Annotated in this window: 16 protein-coding genes; 14 read left to right on the top strand and 2 right to left on the bottom strand. The window is 73.3% G+C overall.

The features are described from left to right. The first annotated feature begins 129 nt into the window (after positions 1 to 129). The 10 genes from ACFY0K_RS33305 to ACFY0K_RS33260 all read left to right on the top strand — a co-directional run bounded on the left by ACFY0K_RS33305 (position 130) and on the right by ACFY0K_RS33260 (position 12625). Entirely contained in the window at positions 130 to 420 is a 291-nt protein-coding gene (locus ACFY0K_RS33305) for an SCO0607 family lipoprotein (protein ID WP_351956452.1), read from the top strand. Positions 421 to 547: 127 nt separating this feature from the next. Next, complete coding sequence (locus ACFY0K_RS33300) at positions 548 to 1378, top strand: GAF domain-containing protein (RefSeq protein WP_390642937.1); 831 nt, start codon at positions 548 to 550, stop codon at positions 1376 to 1378. Positions 1379 to 1512: 134 nt separating this feature from the next. After that, positions 1513 to 2127, top strand: a complete 615-nt coding sequence (locus ACFY0K_RS33295; protein ID WP_390642936.1) for a DUF1326 domain-containing protein — start codon at positions 1513 to 1515, stop codon at positions 2125 to 2127. Next, positions 2124 to 2882, top strand: coding sequence for a DUF2182 domain-containing protein (locus tag ACFY0K_RS33290; protein ID WP_390642935.1), 759 nt, complete (start codon positions 2124 to 2126; stop codon positions 2880 to 2882). Before ACFY0K_RS33295 ends, ACFY0K_RS33290 begins: the two co-directional genes overlap by 4 nt. Positions 2883 to 3158: 276 nt before the next feature. Then, a complete protein-coding gene (locus ACFY0K_RS33285; protein ID WP_390642934.1) occupies positions 3159 to 4514 on the top strand; it encodes a beta-1,3-glucanase family protein in 1356 nt (451 codons plus the stop codon). Between the two features lie 163 nt (positions 4515 to 4677). Beyond that, positions 4678 to 5337: a zinc ribbon domain-containing protein gene (locus tag ACFY0K_RS33280; RefSeq protein WP_388718581.1), complete on the top strand. Its 660-nt coding sequence runs from the start codon at positions 4678 to 4680 to the stop codon at positions 5335 to 5337. Positions 5338 to 5428: 91 nt separating this feature from the next. After that, on the top strand, positions 5429 to 6619 hold the full coding sequence (locus ACFY0K_RS33275; RefSeq protein ID WP_390642933.1) for a permease: 1191 nt from the start codon (positions 5429 to 5431) through the stop codon (positions 6617 to 6619). 34 nt (positions 6620 to 6653) lie between these two features. Continuing rightward, positions 6654 to 7487 carry a class I SAM-dependent methyltransferase gene (locus tag ACFY0K_RS33270; RefSeq protein WP_390642932.1) on the top strand — a complete coding sequence of 278 codons (834 nt, stop codon included), beginning with the start codon at positions 6654 to 6656 and terminating at the stop codon, positions 7485 to 7487. 226 nt (positions 7488 to 7713) lie between these two features. Next, a complete protein-coding gene (locus ACFY0K_RS33265; protein WP_390643066.1) occupies positions 7714 to 9285 on the top strand; it encodes an adenosine deaminase in 1572 nt (523 codons plus the stop codon). Between the two features lie 136 nt (positions 9286 to 9421). Next, entirely contained in the window at positions 9422 to 12625 is a 3204-nt protein-coding gene (locus tag ACFY0K_RS33260) for an ATP-binding protein (RefSeq protein ID WP_390642931.1), read from the top strand. Here ACFY0K_RS33260 and ACFY0K_RS33255 read toward each other — a convergent pair. Both ACFY0K_RS33255 and ACFY0K_RS33250 read right to left on the bottom strand, forming a co-directional pair. Next, positions 12603 to 13397, bottom strand: a complete 795-nt coding sequence (locus ACFY0K_RS33255; RefSeq protein ID WP_390642930.1) for an ABC transporter permease — start codon at positions 13395 to 13397, stop codon at positions 12603 to 12605. The genes ACFY0K_RS33260 and ACFY0K_RS33255 overlap by 23 nt on opposite strands. Beyond that, positions 13394 to 14425 carry an ATP-binding cassette domain-containing protein gene (locus tag ACFY0K_RS33250; RefSeq protein WP_390642929.1) on the bottom strand — a complete coding sequence of 344 codons (1032 nt, stop codon included), beginning with the start codon at positions 14423 to 14425 and terminating at the stop codon, positions 13394 to 13396. The genes ACFY0K_RS33255 and ACFY0K_RS33250 overlap by 4 nt, the downstream gene beginning before the upstream one ends. Positions 14426 to 14534: 109 nt before the next feature. Between ACFY0K_RS33250 and ACFY0K_RS33245 the strand changes: the two genes are divergently transcribed. The 4 genes from ACFY0K_RS33245 (at position 14535) to ACFY0K_RS33230 (ending at position 17755) form a co-directional block, all read left to right on the top strand. Next, a complete protein-coding gene (locus ACFY0K_RS33245) occupies positions 14535 to 15464 on the top strand; it encodes a sulfite exporter TauE/SafE family protein (protein ID WP_390642928.1) in 930 nt (309 codons plus the stop codon). Positions 15465 to 15544: 80 nt separating this feature from the next. Beyond that, entirely contained in the window at positions 15545 to 15913 is a 369-nt protein-coding gene (locus tag ACFY0K_RS33240; protein ID WP_390642927.1) for a peptidoglycan-binding protein, read from the top strand. Between the two features lie 98 nt (positions 15914 to 16011). After that, entirely contained in the window at positions 16012 to 16497 is a 486-nt protein-coding gene (locus ACFY0K_RS33235; RefSeq protein WP_351956467.1) for a TrkA C-terminal domain-containing protein, read from the top strand. A 7-nt stretch (positions 16498 to 16504) separates the two neighbouring features. After that, positions 16505 to 17755, top strand: a complete 1251-nt coding sequence (locus ACFY0K_RS33230) for a cation:proton antiporter (protein ID WP_390642926.1) — start codon at positions 16505 to 16507, stop codon at positions 17753 to 17755. The last annotated feature ends 5 nt before the right edge of the window (positions 17756 to 17760 follow it).

Raw genomic sequence — 17760 nt, 5'->3', positions numbered from 1 at the left:
CGCCCTCCGCCAGCCTTGTTCGCACACCGACGTTCGCACCCCGACGTTCGCACCCCGACGTTCGCACCCCGACGTTCGCACCCCGACGTTCGTACACCGACCGAGCACATCGCTGAAGGAGCTTCCACCATGGGCAAGCGCACGCGAGCCGCGGTTCTCGCCTCCGCCCTGGCCGTTGCCGCCGGGCTGCTGTCCGCCTGTTCGTTCTCGACGGCGGACGCCATCTGCAACACGGGTGAAGACCCGGTCATAGCCGTGGGCAGCACCGCCGGCGCCTGCGTGAAGTCCGGCGAGGCGGCGCCGAAGGGATACCTGCGCTACCCCGCGGGGAAGGTGCCGCAGCACGTCGGGGACAAGTGGGACACGTACTGGGAGTCCCACACGCTCGACAGGAACGGGAAGACCGTCCCGGTCCCGTAGCCGACCCGTCCGGTGGCGTCCGCGAACCCCGGCGAGTGGATGGCGTGCGCCACAGACGGACATGCCCGCGGGGAACGCGGGAAGACGCGCTGTGCGCAGGGGTCAGGTCGGATCAGGAGTTTGGTACATGGGTGAGAATTCCGGTGCGCCCGGGCCGCGTCCGGGAGAAGGCGGGTCCCAGGACGCCGAGCAGCAGGCGATCGACGAGCGGAACAGGAAGCTGGCGCGTGCCGGCGTCGCCCGGGCCGAGCGGCTCCTCGTCTCCTCGTACCGGCTCTCCTCGGAGCAGGAGGCGTTCGACCTGCTGCGCAGCGCCTCCCAGCGGTTCAACGTCAAGCTGCACACCCTCGCCGAGACGGCCGTACACCTGCCCGCCCCCCGGCCGGGCGACTCCAGCTGGGTGCCGGACAGGCCCCGCCCGGCCGCTCCGCCGCTGCCCGTCCTGCGCGCCGACGGGCGACGGCTGACCGACGACAGTGCCGTCCTCAAGACCGCCATGCAGCGCACCCTGCACATCACCGGTGCCGAGATGGGCAACGTGCAACTGGTGCAGAACGGCATGCTCCGCATGGAGCACCACACCGGGCTGAACGGGCTCTTCACCGACTACTTCACCTTCGTCGCCGCCTCCACCACCTCCTGCGCGCAGGCCGCGGAGCAGAGCCGGCAGGTCACCGTCGAGGACGTCGCCGCCTCCGACGCCTTCGACGAGGACTCCCGGCGGGCGATCCTCCAGACAGGCAGCCGTGCCTGCCACAGCGCCCCGCTGCTCAGCCCGAGAGGCACTGTCATCGGCATGATCTCCTCCCACCACGACCGGCCCCTGGACCCCCTCACCGCCGACCGGTCGGCGGCGCTCGACCAGCTCGGCAGGCAGGTCGGCCGCTGGCTGGTCTGGCACCGCAACACAGCGGTGATCTCCGCCCTGAACCACCTCCACACCACCGCCACCCGCTGACGCCCGCCGGCGCCCACCGACGCCGGCCGCTGATCTGCGCGACATGGGCCCTCGGAATAGCCTGAGGAGGAGAGCGGTACCGGACAGAACGGGCCCTCCAGTGGCGTTCCCTTCGCGGAAGGGGAGGTGGAGCCATGCCCTGGAACCTGAACGGCACCTACCTGGAGAGTTGCAACTGCGACGTGGTCTGCCCCTGCACCACCTCGGGTCTGACCGCGCCGGCCGACCGCGAGCGCTGCCAGGTGACCTTCGCGTTCCACGTGGACAGCGGGAACGTGGACGGCGTGGACGTCTCCGGCCGCAACGTCGCCGTCTTCGTCGACGCCCCCCGGGTGATGGCCGACGGCGGCTGGCAGGTGGCCGTGTATCTCGACGCCTCGGCCGACGACAGCCAGGCGGCGGCCCTGGGCAGGGTCTTCTGCGGTGAGGCCGGCGGCCCGATGGCGGCGCTCACGCCGCTCATCGGCAAGGTGCTGGGCGTGGAGCGGGTTCCCATCGAGTACCGCGACGAGGGCCGCCACCACGCCGCACGGGTGGGCGACGTCATCGACGTCGAGATCGAGGACCAGGTCGCCCCGCAGTTCGGCGCGGACGGGCCGGTCATGCACCTGACCGGCATGTTCCACCCGGCGAACAGCACGCTGGCCATCGCGCGCTCCTCGCGGGCGAGGGGCGGTGGCGTGTACGGCCGGTCCTGGGACTTCTCGGGTGGCAACGGGCATTCGGCGCCCTTCGCGTGGTCCGCGTGACCGGTCGGCCGGTCACCGTCCGCGGCGGGGCGGCCCCCGCCGGACTGCTGCTGGCCGTGGCGGCCGCCTCCTGGGTCTGGGTGGTGACGCGCCGGGACGGCATGCCGGCGATGCCGGGCACGACGGGCCTGGGCCTGGCCGCCTTCCTGGCCGTGTGGACCCTGATGACGGCCGCGATGATGCTGCCCGGCACGGCGCCCGTCGCCGCGCTGTACACGCGCACCATCACCGCGCACCGGATGCCGCGGTTGATCGTTTTCACGGCCGCCTACCTGCTCGTCTGGGCCGCGGCCGGGCTGCCGGCGTACGCGCTGGCCGCGGGCCTGGGCCGGGCGGGGGGCCTGCCCGCCGCGACGGGTACCGCGGTCGCCGCGGCCGTCTTCTTCGTCGGCGGCGTCTACCAGCTCACCCCCCTCAAGGACCGCTGCCTGGCGAAGTGCCGCTCGCCGGTCGGGCAACTGCTGCGCTACGCCTCGTACCCGGGGCGCTCCCGTGATCTGCGTGCCGGAGTCCACCACGGAGGCTTCTGCCTGGGCTGCTGCTGGTCGCTGATGGTGCTGCTGGCGGCGTTCGGGGTGATGAACCTGTGGGCCATGGTGGTCCTGACCGCCGTGATCACGGCCGAGAAGCTGGCTCCGGCCGGCCACCTGATCGCCCGTCTCGTGGGGATCGCCTCGATCGCCCTGGCCGTCGCCGTCTTCTGGTTCCCGGAGCTGGCTCCCGGGCTCACCGGCGGCGGCATGGCCGGCATGTGAGGACCGCGCGGAAAGGTCCGTACCGGATGCGTCAAGGGTTGTAAGAGCGGCCCGGGTCCGGGCCGTCGGCGTGGTCGGGAACCGAATGCGACGGCCGACGGGTGCGCGGCACCGGGGCCGGGATCAGCGGTGTGTGGTCCACGGGACGGCAACGCGATTGATTTCGGCTTCAGTTGTTGACGGCGGGCAGGGACGGGTCTACAACCCGAGGGAGCGCTCTCACATCTGCCGTTGCTCCATCCCCCCGCACGCCGAACCGGCCTGAGGAGACTTCGCATGCAGAGTTCCGCCGGCGCACCCACCCGCAGACCACCGGCCGTCGCCTTACGCCCACGCCTGGCTCTGGGCCTGGTCGTCGCGCTGATCGCCGCCTTCTTCGCGGTCCTCGCCCCCTCGCCCGCGCACGCGGCCGACCAGTTGCTGTCCCAGGGCAGGCCGGCCACCGCCTCCTCGACCGAGAACGCGTCCTTCCCCGCGAGCGCGGCGGTCGACGGCAACACCGGAACCCGCTGGTCCTCGGCCTTCGCCGACCCGCAGTGGCTCCAGGTCGACCTCGGCTCCGTCCAGCAGCTCAGCAGCGTCACCCTGAACTGGGAGGCCGCCTACGCGAAGGCCTTCCAGATCCAGACCTCCACCGACGCCACCACCTGGACCACCGTCTACTCGACCAGCACCGCCACCGGCGGCACCCAGAACCTGGCCGTCACCGGCAGCGGCCGCTACGTCCGCCTCTACGGCACCGTGCGGGGCACCCCGTACGGCTACTCCCTGTGGGAGTTCCAGGTCTACGGCCCCGGTTCCACCACCCCGCCGGACGACTTCTGGGGCAGCACCAGCGACATCCCCGCGGCGAGCAACGCCGTCGAGGTGAAGATCCTCAACCGCACCAACGGCAAGTACCCCGACAGCCAGGTGTACTGGAGCTTCAACGGCCAGACGCACTCCATCGCCGAGCAGCCCTACCTCGACATGCCGGCCAACTCCGCGGGCCGCATGTACTTCTACCTGGGCTCGCCCACCAGTTCCTACTACGACTTCATCGAGTTCACGGTCGGCAACAACGTGTTCAACGGCAACACCACCCGCGTCGACGCCTTCGGCCTGAAGCTGGCCATGCGGCTGCACAGCAAGGACGGTTACGACGTCGAGGTGGGCGAGAACCGGCAGACCTTCGCCGAGGACCGCGCCACCACGTTCCAGCGGTTCATCGACGCGGTGCCGTCCCAGTTCGACGTGCTGGCCCAGACCCAGGCCCCGTACCGGATCATCGCGCCCGGCAGCGACCCGAGCTTCCGCGCGGGCGGCGCCAACGCGAACTACTTCACCTCGTACGCCCAGTCGGTGGGCGTGACCGCGGCCACCTCCGACATCTTCGGCTGCGCGGCGTCCCTGGCGTCCGACCCGAACACGTGCGCCGCCCTGAACCGGCACGTCGCCACCCTGCCGGCCTCCCAGCAGTCCGACCCGGCCCAGTTCTACACGGCGGCACCGGCCAACTACTACGCCAAGTTCTGGCACGACAACGCCATCAACCACCTCGCCTACGGCTTCCCCTACGACGACGTGGCGGGCCAGTCCTCCTTCATCTCGCACGCCAACCCGCAGTGGCTCCTGGTGGCGGTCGGCTGGTAACCGGTCCGACCAGTGCCGCAGAGCAGATCCGTGGCCCGGGGCAGCCGTCCCGGGCCACAGCTCTGGCCATGGCGTGAACTCGGCGGCTTTGGCCAGAACCAGTACCGTTTCCCCCTGCGTCGTACGGCATGTGTGCCGATGGCCTGACCTGTGGGGGGACCACATGAGCGCCGAGATCTACTTCAGCAACAACTACCGTGACCTGTGCGAGCGGAACGGGACCGGTGCCGGCTTCCAGTTCGAGTTCTCCTGCTCGCGCTGTTACGACACCTGGCGCTCACCGTTCGAGCCGTACGCCGGGGAACGGGCCGCCACCTGGCTGCGCAAGGGGGTCGACGTGGCCTGGGGGATGCTGGGCCGCACCGGCACCGGCCTGACGTCGGCGGCCGACGGGCTGGCGGGGGCCGGTTACGGACGCTCCCGCGACGAGGCGTTCCAGCGGGCGATCGACAACGCGCAGGGCCACTTCAACCGCTGCGCCCGCTGCACCGACTACGTGTGCGGCCGCTGCTGGAACGCGGCCCAGGGCCTGTGCCTGCGCTGCGCCCCGGACACGGCCGCCGAGGCGATGGCGGCCCAGCAGCGCGGCCTCAACGACATGGCCTCGCAGCGCGCGTACGCGGCCGGGCAGCAGGCCGGGCAGGGCTACGACCCCAGCACGCAACGCCAGTTGGTCTGCCCGCAGTGCCGGACCGAGACGCACGGCGCCGCCTTCTGCTCGGGCTGCGGCTACCGGCTGGCGCAGTCCGAGCGGTGCTCGTCCTGTTCCGCGGTGGTGCCGGACGGGGCGGCCTTCTGCCCGGGGTGCGGCTCACGCAGGTAGCGCACCGGCGCCGTACCGTGGCGCCACTGGCCCCATACCCTCTGGGGGTATATAAACGGATGGTCGTGATCGGCTGCGAAGGGCGGACACCATGCATGCGGTGGGCCACGCGCTCTCCATCGCCGGGTCGATGACCTGGGAGATCACCTGGGCGCTGATCCTCGGTTTCACGCTCTCCGCGGTGGTGCAGGCGGTGGTGCGCCGGGAGACGGTGGTACGGCTGCTCGGGGACGACCGGCCCCGTACGCTCGCGCTCTCCGCGGGATTCGGCGCCGCCTCCTCGTCCTGCTCCTACGCCGCCGTCGCGCTCGCCCGCTCGCTGTTCCGCAAGGGCGCGAACTTCACCGCGGCCATGGCCTTCGAGATCGCCTCCACCAACCTCGTGATCGAACTGGGCGTGATCCTGGCCCTGCTGATGGGGTGGCAGTTCACCGCGGCGGAGTTCGTCGGCGGCCCGGTCATGATCGTCGTCGTCGCCGTGCTCTTCCGGGTGCTGCTGCGCGAGCGGCTGCTGCGCGAGGCGCGGGAGCAGGCCGAGCGCGGCCTGGCGGGCTCGATGGAGGGGCACGCGGCGATGGACATGTCCGTGGGCGGCGAGGGCGGTTTCGTCCGGCGGCTGTTCTCCCGGGACGGGTTCACGTCCGTCTCGCACATCTTCGTCATGGAGTGGGCGGCGATCCTGCGCGACCTGGTGGCGGGGCTGCTGATCGCCGGGGCGATCGCCGCCTGGGTGCCGGACGACTTCTGGCAGAGCTTCTTCCTGGCCGGCCATCCGCTCGCGGCGAAGCTCACCGGGCCGCTGATCGGTCCTGTGGTGGCCATCGTGTCGTTCGTCTGCTCCATCGGCAACGTGCCGCTGGCCGTGGTGCTCTGGAAGGGCGGCATCAGTTTCGGCGGCGTCATCGCCTTCATCTACGCCGACCTGCTGATCCTGCCGATCCTCAACATCTACCGGAAGTACTACGGCGCCCGCACGGCCGCCTTCCTGCTGGGCACCTTCTACGCCTCGATCGTGGTGGCCGGCTACGTCGTGGAGTTCGTCTTCGGGGGCCTCGGGCTGATCCCCGACCAGGCCGACGCGAGGATCCCCGACGAAGGGATCAGCTGGAACTACACCACGTACCTCAACATCGTCTTCCTGCTGCTGGCCGCCACGCTGGTCGGACGGTTCCTGCGCACCGGCGGCCGGGCGATGCTGCGGATGATGGGCGGTTCACCGGACGGACACGGCGGGGAACATCAGGAGGGGCACGGGCATCCGCACGGCGAGCACCATCCGTGACCGTGGACAACGCAACCGTGGAGAAGGAGATCAGGTGGACCCCAGCCACGACCTCGCCGTCGCGCCCGCCGTGCGTGCCGTCTACGGGCCGCAGGACCTCAGCTCCGCACCGGCGTTCGCGGGCGGGTTCATCAACTTCGGCCACTGGGCCGGGATCCCGCTCGACCGGCCGCTGACCGCCGAGGACCGGGTCCGCAGCCAGCGCGACCTCTACCGACTCGTGTTCGGCGCCCTCGACGGGGCGGACACCCGTGCCGTCGAGGTCGGCTGCGGGCTGGGGGTCGGCGCCGCGCTCGCGCTGGAGGAGTTCGGCTTCGCCGCGGTGACCGGCCTCGACATCCACCCCGAGCAGCTGGCGCGGGCCCGCCGGACCAACGCCGGCCTGCTCGCCCGGGCGCCGGAGCGGCTCGGTTTCGCGCACGGGGCGGCGGAGCGGATGCCGTTCGAGGACGGCCGCTTCGACCGGCTGTACTCGGTGGAGGCGGCCCAGCACTTCCGCGACCTGGCCGCGTTCGCCGGGGAGGCCGCGCGCGTGCTGCGGCCCGGCGGGCGGCTGGCCGTCACCAGTTTCTTCCTGCCGGCCGGCGCCGAGGACGCGGGCGGCGAACTGGCCGCGCGGCTGGAGAGCTTCGCGTCCGGCCTGGACGTGGCCCACCCGCTGGCGTCCCTCCTCGACGCCCTCGGCGGCGCCGGCCTGACCGGCGTACGGGCCGAGTCGATCGGCGACCAGGTCTGGCCGGGCCTCGACCGCTTCCTCGCCGGCGTCGAGCTGCCCGTGCAGTGGCCGCGCAACTTCCTGCCGGCCTACCGCGACGGCCTGCTGGACTACTACGTCGTCACGGCGGACCGCCCGCCGGCCGGCGCCTGACCGTCCCGGCGGCCACCGCACGGCGCTGCGCCCGCTCGGGTGGCTCTGCGGTGCGTGCCGCGTGGCTGTCCGGCCGTGACCGGGCCGACTTGATGATCATCGGTCCGTGACGACCTACGACGGCGCTCGCACCGCCGGCCACCCACGCCGTACGGCGCGCGCCGTCGCAGCCGCCGCCCCGCACCGGAGCCTCGCCCGCACCCCCGCCCGCGCCCTCGCCGCGGCCCTGCTCCTGCTCTGCTGCTCTCTCCTGGCCTGCCTGCCGGCCGCACCCCCCGCGGCCGCGCTCCCCCGCCCCGGAGCCGTCCCACGCCCGCCGACGGATGCCGAGGCCCGCACGGACGCCTACCTGGCATCGTTGCGGACGGGGGGCCCGGACCGCTCCCGGGCCCTGCGCAGGTTCTTCCTGAAGCTGCCCAAGGGCGGCGACCTGCACAACCACCTCTTCGGCGCGGTCAGGACCGAGTACCTGATCGCGCTCGCCGCCGGGGACGGGCTGTGCATCGGCACGGCGACGCCGACCGCCGTCGTACCGCCCTGCGGCCCCGGCACCCGGCCCGCCGCCGACGCCCGCGACGACCGCGAGTTCCGCGAGGCGGTCCTGCGGGCCTGGTCCATGTACGACGTCCCGCCGGAGCGGAGCGGCCACGACCACTTCTTCGCCACGTTCGACAAGTTCGGGCTGGTGCCCGCGCTGCACCCGGGCAAGGTGCTCGCCGAGGTCGCCGACTCGGTCGCGGCGCAGCACCAGTTCTATCTGGAGACCATGGTCAACCCGGCCTCCGACCGCGCCGAGCAGCTGGCCGACGAGGTCGGCTGGGACCCCGACCTCCCCGAGATGTACGCGCGGCTGGCGGCGGGCGGCCGGCTCGACCAGGTGGCCGCCGAGGCCCGCCGGGCGACGGACGACGCGGAGGCCGGGTTCCGGACCGAGGCCCGCTGCGGCACCGACCGGCCCCGCCCCGGGTGCCGGCTCACCGTGCGCTACGTCTACCAGGCCTTCCGCGGCGAGTCCCGCGAACGCGTCTTCACCGAGCTGGCCCTCGGCATGCGGCTCGCCGAGACCGACCCCCGCTTCCTCGCCGTCAACCTCGTCCAGCCCGAGGACGGCGCCGTCGCGCTCGCCGACTACACCGTGCAGATGCGCATGGTGCGGTTCCTGCACACGGTCTACCCGCGGGCCCATGTCACCCTGCATGCGGGCGAGTTGCGGGCCGGCCCGGTCGATCCGGAGGACCTGCGGTTCCACATCCGGGAGGCCGTGGACATCGCCGGCACCGAGCGCGTCGGCCACGGCGTCGACCTCCGCCACGAGGACGACTGGCAGCGGACGGCCCGCACGATGGCCGCCCGGCAGACCGCCGTCGAGGTGCCCTTCACCAGCAACGCCCAGATCCTCGGCGTGCGCGGCGCCGCGCACCCCTTCGACACCTACCGGGCGTACGGGGTGCCGGTCGTCCTGGCCACCGACGACCCCGGAGTCTCCCGCACCGACATCAGCCACGAGTACCAGTACGCCGCCGAGACCTACGGCCTCACGTACCCGGAGCTCAAGGACCTGGCCCGCGCCTCCCTGCAGTACGCGTTCCTTCCCGGCGACAGCCTGTGGCAGGGCAACCCCACCCGGGACGGCTACCGTCCGGTCGCGGCCTGCGCCGGGCAGCTTCCCGGCAGCGGGCGGGCGCCGGGCGCGGAGTGCCGGGCGCTGCTCGGCGCGAGCGCGAAGGCGGCGGTGCAGTGGCGTGAGGAGGCCGCGTCGGTGTCGTTCGAGCGGACCTTCGGCCGGGCCGCGTCATGACCTTGAGAGCAGGGGCGCGATGGCCCGTGTGCCGCTGCGGCGCCGTCGTGGCCTGTCGCGCCCACGCGGCGGAGCCGCATATGGATACAGCCCCGCGCCCCTTTGGGGCGCTGTCGGAGCCGCCTAGTCTTCACGGGTGACCACCGACACCCCCGAGCTCACCCTGCTGCCCCGAGTCGCCTGTCGTGGGCGGGAGATCACGGCGCCGCGGCTGCGCGGGCTGCTGGCGCTGCTGGCGGCGGATCTGCGTACCGGCTGCAGTACCGGGCGGCTGGTGGAGGGGCTGTGGCCGGACGAGCTGCCGGAGCGGCCGGGCAAGGCGGTGCAGATCCTGGTGTCGCGGCTGCGGTCGCAGCTGGGTGCCGAGCTGGTCGTGAGCACGCCGACGGGGTACCGGCTGGGGCTGGACGAGGCGCAGGTCGACAGCTCCGCGCTGCTCGTGCACGAGGCGGCGAGCGCCGAGCGGGCGCGGGCGGGTGACCAGGAGGGCTCCCTGGCGGAGGCCGAGGCGGGGCTGGCCCTGTGGGACGGCAGCGTGGGCGCCGGGACGGGCGAGGAGCTGCACGACCCGGTGGCGGCGCTGCGGGCGGACCGGCTGCGGGCGCACCGGTCGCTGGTGCGCTCGCACGCCCTCGCGCTCGCCCGGCTGGGCCGCCGGGCCGAGGCCACCGCGCCGCTGACCGAGCTGAACCGGGAGCTGCCGCGGGACGAGGAGGTGCTCGCGGAGCTGCTGCGCTGCGAGGCCGCAGGCGCGGGGCGGGCCGCGGCGCTGGCCCGGTACGACGGCTACCGGCGCCGGCTCCGGGACGAACTGGGCAGTGATCCGGGGGCCCGGGTCCGGGCCGTGCACCAGGAGTTGCTGAGCGCGGACGCGGCGCCGGTCCGGCACGGGGTGCCGCACGAGCCGAACCCCCTGCTGGGGCGGGACGCCGACGTCGCCGCCGTGGCCGGGCTGCTGCGCACCGCCCGGGTGGTCACCGTGGTCGGCCCCGGCGGGCTCGGCAAGACCCGGCTCTCGCACGCGGTGAGCCGGGCGGCCGAACAGCGCGTCGTGCACTTCGTCACGCTGGCCGGTGTCACCGGCGACGACGTGGCCGACGAGGTCGCCTCGGCCGTGGGCGGCGGGGAGGGCCGCCAGCTGCCGGGCGGCGGCAAGGACGCGGTGAGCGGGATCGTCGCCGCGCTGGGTCCGGGCCCCGCGCTGCTGGTCCTGGACAACTGCGAGCACGTGATCGCCGGCGCCTCCGCGCTCGTACGGGAACTGGTGTCGCGGTCGAGGGAGTTGCGCGTCCTGACCACCAGCCGGGCCCCGCTCGGCCTGACCTCGGAGTCCGTGTACGCCCTGCCGGAGCTGTCCCTGGCGACCTCCGTCGAACTCTTCGGACAGCGGGCGCGGGCCGCCCGGCCCGGGGTGGAGCTGCCCGCGGACCGGGTCGCCGAGATCTGCCGGCACCTGGACGGGCTGCCGCTGGCGGTGGAGCTGGCGGCGGCCCGGGTGCGGGTGCTCTCCGTGGCCGACATCGCGCACCGGCTGCGGGACCGTTTCGCGCTGCTGCGCGGCGGCGCCCGGGACGCCCCTGAACGGCACCGCACGCTGCGGGCCGTGGTCGAGTGGAGCTGGAACCTGCTGGAGCCGGAGGGGCGGGCGGCCCTGCGCGCGCTGTCGGTGTTCCCGGGGGGCTTCGCCGCGGACGCGGCGGAGTACGTGCTCGGCGAGACCGAGGCGGGGAGCGAGACCGAGGCCGAGGGCGACGGCCGGGACGCGACGGAGCTGCTGGAGCAGCTGGCCGGCCAGTCCCTGGTCAAGGTGGGCGAGAGCGCCGCCGGGGTGCGGTTCCACATGCTGGAGACGCTGCGGGAGTTCGGTGCCGCCCGGCGGGCGGAGGCGGACGAGGACGAGGCCGTGACGGACCGGTTCCTCGCCTGGGCCCGGGACTTCGGCCGGGCTCACCACGCCGGGATGTACGGCACCGACGCACCGGCCGCCTTCGACCGCGTCCGGGCCGAGCAGGACAACCTGGTCCTCGCGCTGCGGCACGCCCTGGCCCGCGCCGACGGGCCGGCCACCGCCGCCGTCACCGCCGTCCTGGCCTCCCTGTGGTCGGTCGGCAACAGCTACACCCGGTTCGTCACGCTCGCCGCCGAGACCGGCGGGCCGCTGTCCCACTTCCGCCCGGGCCCCGGGCACCCGGAGGACGTGGAGACGGCCCGGAGCGCGGCCGCGGTGTGCGCGGCCGGCCTCTTCATGGGCTACGGCCCGCACGCCGTACGCCAGCTCGTGACCCTGCGCCGGCTGCCGCCCGCCCCGGCGGACACGGTGCCGCGGGCGCTGGCCGCCGTGCTGTGCGCGGTCCCTGACATGCGCCCGCCCGGGTACGCGCGGCTGGAGGAGCTGTGCGACGCGGACGAGCCGCTGCTGGCGGGCCTCGCGGCGGGCGTCGCCAGCTATCTGTGGGAATCGGCCTACGAGACGGAACGGGCGCTGCGGTACGCGCGCCGGATGCTCGCCGCGGTGGGGACGCTCGGCAATCCGGTCATGACGCTGCTCAGCCACGGCCGGATCGGCGAACTGTGCCTCAAGACGGAGCGCGGCGCGGAGGCGTACGACCATCTCCGGGCCGCCGACGCGCTCAGCGGGGCCGGTACCTGGTCGGACGCGATCGGCGTCCGCTACGGGCTGGTGTCGGCCTGTCTGCAGCGCGGGGACATCGAGGAGGCGGAGTACTGGCTGGGCCGCGCCGCCCCGGACCGGCAGCCGGACGTCGCCCAGGCCTTCAGTCCCGAACTGCTGCAGGCACGGGCGGAGATAGCGCTGGCCCGGGGGCTGACCGAGGTCGGCCTCGGGCTGTGGCGGCAGGCGGCGGCCGGGATCCGGGAGGCGAGTGCGCTCGCCGCCGACGACCCCTTCCTGGACTCGTGGTCGCTGCAGGTGCAGGCCGCCGCGCTCGCCGCGCACGCGCAGCACGGCCGCGTCGAGCCGGTGGCCGAGCTCGCCGCGCACCTGCGGCAACGGCTGCTCGCCATGCTGTCCGGCGGCGCTCCCGGCGCCGGGGACCTGCTGGAACTGCCGGTCTACGGCTCGGTGCTGCTCGCGCTCGGCCACGCCGGGCTGGCCGGGGGCGACCCGGCGGCGGTGCGGCTGCTGGCGCTGGCGGAGGTGCTGCCGGTGATGCGGGACCTGCCCACGCTCTCCTCGGCGCGGTCCCGTCAGGCGGCCGAGAACGCGGACGGGGCCGCGTACGCCGACGCGAGGTCGGAGTACGCGGCCCTGGGGCGGGATCAGCTGCGGGTGGCGGCCCGGCGGGCGCTGCACGAGGTCACTGCCGGGGCTCGCGGCTGAACCGCGCCCGGGACCACAGGTAGCCGAGCACGCTCAGCCCCACCCCCCAGCCGAGGGCCAGCAGCGCGTTCCTCGTGCCGATCCCGCTGCCCAGCAGCAGGCCGCGCAGGGTCTCGATGAAGGGCGAGAACGGCTGGTACTCGGCGAACCAGCGGAACCAGCCCGGCATGGCGTCCACCGGCACGAACGCGCTGGACAGGAAGGGCAGCATCACCAGCGGCGTGCCGATGTTGCTGGCGCCCTCGGGGTTGGGGCTGATCAGGCCGATGCCGACCGCGAGCCAGGTGAGCGCCAGGCTGACCAGGGCCAGCAGCCCGGCCGCCGCGATCCACTCCACAGGCGACGCGTCGGCCCGGAACCCGATGGCGAACCCGATGCCCAGGACCACGACCAGAGCCGTCATGGTCTGGATCACACTGCCGACCACGTGGCCGATCAGCACCGAGGCGCGGGAGATCGCCATGGTGCGGAACCGGGCCATGATGCCCTCGGTCATGTCGGTGCACACGGCCACCGCGGTGCCGAGCGAGGTCATGGCCACGGTCAGGAAGAGGATGCCGGGGACGAGGTAGGCGACGTACTCGGACCGGTCGGCGTGGCCGCCGGTGAGGCCGGCGCTCATCACGTTGCCGAAGACGTAGACGAACAGCAGCAGCAGAATGACCGGGGTGAGCAGCAGGTTCAGGGTGAGGGAGGGGTAGCGGCGGGCGTGCAGGAGGTTGCGCCGCAGCATGGTCAGGTTGTCGCGGAGGGCGTAGGAGGCGGTGCTCATCGGACGGTCTCCTTGTCGGTCGAGGTGCCGGTCGAGGTGCCGGTCGAGGTGCCGGTCGAAGTGCCGGTCGAGGCAACGGGGTTGCCGGTCAGGGCGAAGAACACGTCGTCCAGGTCGGGGGTGTGCACGGAGAGTTCGTCGGCCTCGATGCCGGCCGCGTCGAGCCAGTCGAGGATGGCGCGCAGCTCGCGCTGGGTGCCGCCGCTGGGGATCTGCAGGGCGAGGGCCTCGTCGTCCCGGGTGGTCTCGCGCAGTTCGGTCGCGGCCCGCTCGTAGGCCGCCGGGTCGGAGAACCGCAGCCGTACGTGGCCGCCCGGCACCAGCCGCTTCAGCTCCTCGGCGCTGCCCTCGGCGACGAGCCGGCCGCCGTTGAGCACCGCGATGCGGTCGGCGAGCTGGTCGGCCTCGTCCAGGTACTGGGTGGTCAGGAAGACGGTGGTACCGCCGGAGACCAGCTCGCGGATGATCTGCCACATGGTGTGGCGGGAGCGCGGGTCGAGTCCGGTGGTCGGCTCGTCGAGGAAGATGATCCGCGGGCGGCCGACCAGGGTCATGGCGATGTCGAGGCGGCGCTTCATGCCGCCGGAGTAGGTGGACGCGGGCTTCTTCGCGGCCTCGGTGAGGTCGAACCGCTCCAGGAGGTCGGCGGTGACCTGCCGTCCCTCCCGCTTGGAGAGGTGGTGCAGGTCGGCCATGAGGAGCATGTTCTCCTCGCCGGTGATCAGTCCGTCCACCGCGGAGAACTGGCCGGTGACCCCGATGGCGGCCCGTACCTTCTGGGCCTCGGCGGTCAGGTCGTGCCCGGCGATCCGGGCGGTGCCGCCGTCGGCGGAGATCAGGGTGGACAGGATGTTGACCGCGGTGGTCTTGCCGGCGCCGTTCGGCCCGAGGAGCGAGAAGATCGTCCCTGCGGGCACCCGGATGTCGATGCCGTCGAGGACGGTCTTGTCGCCATAGGCCTTGCGCAGCCCGGCCGCCGCGATCGCGAGTTCGCGTCCGTCTCGGCGTTCGTGTTCGTTCGTCGTCATGCCGCAGAGCGTGCCGCCGCGGCGGTTCAGCACGGCTTCAGCCGGGTTTCAGCAGCGCCCGACGCGGTTCCATACATTTCCCATAGGAATGGTGGTTACGGTCCGCCCCATGGATGCCGCCCTTCCGATCGTCGTCGCGGGAGCCCTGGTCGGCTTTGCCGTGGGGCTCACCGGCATGGGCGGCGGGGCGCTCATGACGCCGATCATGGTGATGGTGTTCGGGGTGAATCCCACCGCGGCCATCGGCAGCGACCTGGCCGCGTCCGTGTTCATGAAGCCGTTCGGCGCGCTGGTCCACCAGCGGGCCGGGACCGTGCGCTGGGACATCGTGCGCCGGCTGCTGCCGACCGCCGTACCGGCCGCCTTCGGCGGGGTGTTCCTGCTCCGGGCACTCGGCGACGGCGACGACCTGGAGCAGCGCGTCAAGTACGTCGTCGGTACGGCGCTGATGCTCGCCGTCGCCGGCATGCTCGCCCGCATGTGGCTCGACCGGCGCCGCGCCGCCGCGGCCGAGGAGGCCGGGGAGGACGCCGAGGTCCCCGTGCGGCCCGTGGCCACCCTGCTCATCGGGCTGGTGGGCGGGGTGATCGTCGGGATGACCTCGGTCGGCTCGGGCTCCCTGATCATCGTGATGCTGATGCTGGCGCACCCGCGGCTCAGGGCCAACCATCTCGTCGGCACGGACCTGGTGCAGGCCATCCCCATGGTGGCCGCGGCCGCCCTCGGCCACCTGCTCGTCGGCGACGCCGACCTGGGGCTCGCGGCGACGCTCCTGATCGGTGCCGTCCCCGGGGTCGTCGCCGGCTCCCTGGTCTCCAGCCGGGTCTCGGGCTCCGCGGTGCGCTGGGCGCTGGTCGTGCTGCTCACCGGCTCCGGCCTCTCGATGCTGAAGGCGTCGTCCACCGTCATCCTGCTCGGCTGCCTGGCCATGGCCCTGCTCGGCATGCTCACCGCCGTACGCGACCGGCGCTCGGTACGCTCCGCGGCCGCGGAGACGGCGGACACCGCGGAGCCGGCGGGCGCCCTGGGTCCCAGGTGACCGGGGGCTCCCGACTCGCGGGCCTCACCGCTCCCGCGCGACCATGGGCAGGAGTCGAGTCGCCCCCCTAAGGAGCGGGCATGAGACGGAACCGACTGCTCACCCCGGCCGCGGTACTGGGCGCGGCCGTCGCCCTGGGCCCGGCACTGCCGCACACCGCGGCGGCCACCCCCGGCCAGAACTGCTCGTACGTCGCATCGGGCTACCAGCCCACGCTCGGGTACGGCGCCACCGGAGCCGCGGTCAGTCAGGTGCAGTGCCTGAGCAACGCGTGGGGCGGGCAGCCGCCCCGGCTCGCGACCGACGGGGTCTACGGCATGGCCACGCAGCGGAAGATCGAGTGGATCCAGACCTGCCACGGCCTGCCGGCCAGCGGAGTCGTCGAGGGCCGCACCTGGCACGTGCTGTACCACCCGGCCCTGGACTGCTACGTCCCCTACCCGTCCTGAGCCGCCCCCGGCCCGGCTCTCCGGCTCCCCCGTTAGGGTGTTGTTAAAGAAAGCGCAAAAACCCAGCGGGACGAGACGACGAGACCGGGGAGACAGCCTTGGGGGCTCCACGCCTGAGCAGGACGCCGTTGCCGGGAATCGGGGTGCGGTACGACCTCGCCACACGCGAGCAGGACCGGGTGTCCGTGGTCGCGCACCGGGACGGTTCGCGGATCCTGAGCGCCTACCGCCGGGACGACCCCGACGCCTGCGCCCTGTCGCTCAGGCTGTCCTCGGGGGAGACGGCGGCGCTCATCGACGCGCTGATGCCGACGCACCACAGCCCGAACCTGCTCTCCACCACCGACCTGGGGCTGGTGGCCGAGCGGATCGAGCTGTCCGCCACCTCGTACTGGAACGGCCGGCTCCTCGGCGAGACGCGGATGCGGACCGAGACGGGGGTGTCCATCGTCGCGGTGCTGCGCCGCGCCGAGGCGGTGCCCTCCCCCACGCCCGGCTTCCGCCTCGCGGGCGGCGACACGCTCATCGTCATCGGCACCCGTGAGGGCGTCGACGCGGCCGCCTCCATACTCGGGCGGGAGTGAGTCCGCCGTGCACGACTCCTCCGTGTTCCTGATCGAGTTCGGTGCGATCATCCTCGGCCTCGGCCTGCTGGGCCGGCTCGCCGGGCGCCTCCGCTTCTCGCCCATCCCCCTCTACCTGCTGGCCGGGCTCGCCTTCGGCGAGGGCGGGCTCTACCCGCTCGGCACCAGCGAGGAGTTCGTCGCGATCGGCGCCGAGATCGGCGTCGTCCTCCTGCTCCTCATGCTCGGCCTGGAGTACACCGCCAGCGATCTCGTCTCCAACCTCAAGACCCAGTACCCGGCGGGTCTGGTGGACGCCGCGCTGAACGCACTGCCCGGCGCCGCGATGGCCCTGCTGCTCGGCTGGGGCCCGGTGGCGGCCGTGGTGCTGGCCGGTGTCACCTGGATCTCCTCGTCCGGGGTGATCGCGAAGGTGCTCGGTGACCTGGGACGGCTCGGCAACCGGGAGACGCCGGTGATCCTGAGCATCCTGGTCCTGGAGGACCTCTCCATGGCCGTCTACCTGCCGATCATCACCGCGCTGCTGGCCGGCGTGGGCCTCGCGGCGGGCAGCCTCACGCTGGCGGTCGCGCTCGGGGTCGCCGGACTGGTCCTGCTGATCGCCGTCCGCTACGGCAGGCACATCTCCCGTCTCGTCTCCAGCGACGACTCGGAGAAGCTGCTCCTGGTGGTCCTCGGCCTGACCCTGCTGGTCGCGGGCATCGCGCAGAAGCTGCAGGTCTCCGCCGCGGTGGGCGCCTTCCTGGTCGGCATCGCCCTCTCCGGCGAGGTGGCCGAGGGCGCCCACCACCTCCTGGCTCCCCTCCGCGACCTGTTCGCCGCCGTCTTCTTCGTCTTCTTCGGCCTGCACACCGACCCGTCGAGCATCCCGCCGGTGCTGCTGCCCGCGCTCGCCCTGGCGTTCGTCACCACGGTGACGAAGATCGCCACCGGTTACTGGGCCGCGAAGCGCGCCGGGATCTCGGCCAGGGGCCGCTGGCGGGCCGGCGGCACGCTGGTCGCCCGCGGCGAGTTCTCCATCGTCATCGCCGGCCTCGCCGTCACCGCCGGCATCGAACCCTCCCTGGGCCCCCTGGCCACGGCCTACGTCCTGATCCTCGTCATCCTCGGCCCCCTCACCGCCCGCTACACCGAACCGGTGGCCCGCCGCCTGACCCGACGGTCCCCGTCGCCGGAGCCCGCCCCGGCCGACCCCCCGGCCCTGCTCCCGACGCGGGGGGCCACGGTGGAGGACCAGGACACGGTCGGACGAGCGTGACCGGG

Source organism: Streptomyces sp. NPDC001507 (assembly GCF_042894765.1).
Classification (GTDB): domain Bacteria; phylum Actinomycetota; class Actinomycetes; order Streptomycetales; family Streptomycetaceae; genus Streptomyces.
The sequence above is the reverse complement of the archived record's forward strand: the minus strand, read 5'-3'. Positions and strand labels throughout refer to the sequence as shown.

Excerpts from the sequence above, each read along its gene's own strand:
- ACFY0K_RS33305 (WP_351956452.1), top strand. The coding sequence starts at position 130 with ATGGGCAAGCGCACGCGAGCCGCGGTTCTCGCCTCCGCCCTGGCCGTT.
- ACFY0K_RS33300 (WP_390642937.1), top strand. The coding sequence starts at position 548 with ATGGGTGAGAATTCCGGTGCGCCCGGGCCGCGTCCGGGAGAAGGCGGG.
- ACFY0K_RS33295 (WP_390642936.1), top strand. The coding sequence starts at position 1,513 with ATGCCCTGGAACCTGAACGGCACCTACCTGGAGAGTTGCAACTGCGAC.
- ACFY0K_RS33285 (WP_390642934.1), top strand. The coding sequence starts at position 3,159 with ATGCAGAGTTCCGCCGGCGCACCCACCCGCAGACCACCGGCCGTCGCC.
- ACFY0K_RS33280 (WP_388718581.1), top strand. The coding sequence starts at position 4,678 with ATGAGCGCCGAGATCTACTTCAGCAACAACTACCGTGACCTGTGCGAG.
- ACFY0K_RS33275 (WP_390642933.1), top strand. The coding sequence starts at position 5,429 with ATGCATGCGGTGGGCCACGCGCTCTCCATCGCCGGGTCGATGACCTGG.
- ACFY0K_RS33255 (WP_390642930.1), bottom strand. The coding sequence starts at position 13,397 with ATGAGCACCGCCTCCTACGCCCTCCGCGACAACCTGACCATGCTGCGG.
- ACFY0K_RS33250 (WP_390642929.1), bottom strand. The coding sequence starts at position 14,425 with ATGACGACGAACGAACACGAACGCCGAGACGGACGCGAACTCGCGATC.
- ACFY0K_RS33245 (WP_390642928.1), top strand. The coding sequence starts at position 14,535 with ATGGATGCCGCCCTTCCGATCGTCGTCGCGGGAGCCCTGGTCGGCTTT.
- ACFY0K_RS33240 (WP_390642927.1), top strand. The coding sequence starts at position 15,545 with ATGAGACGGAACCGACTGCTCACCCCGGCCGCGGTACTGGGCGCGGCC.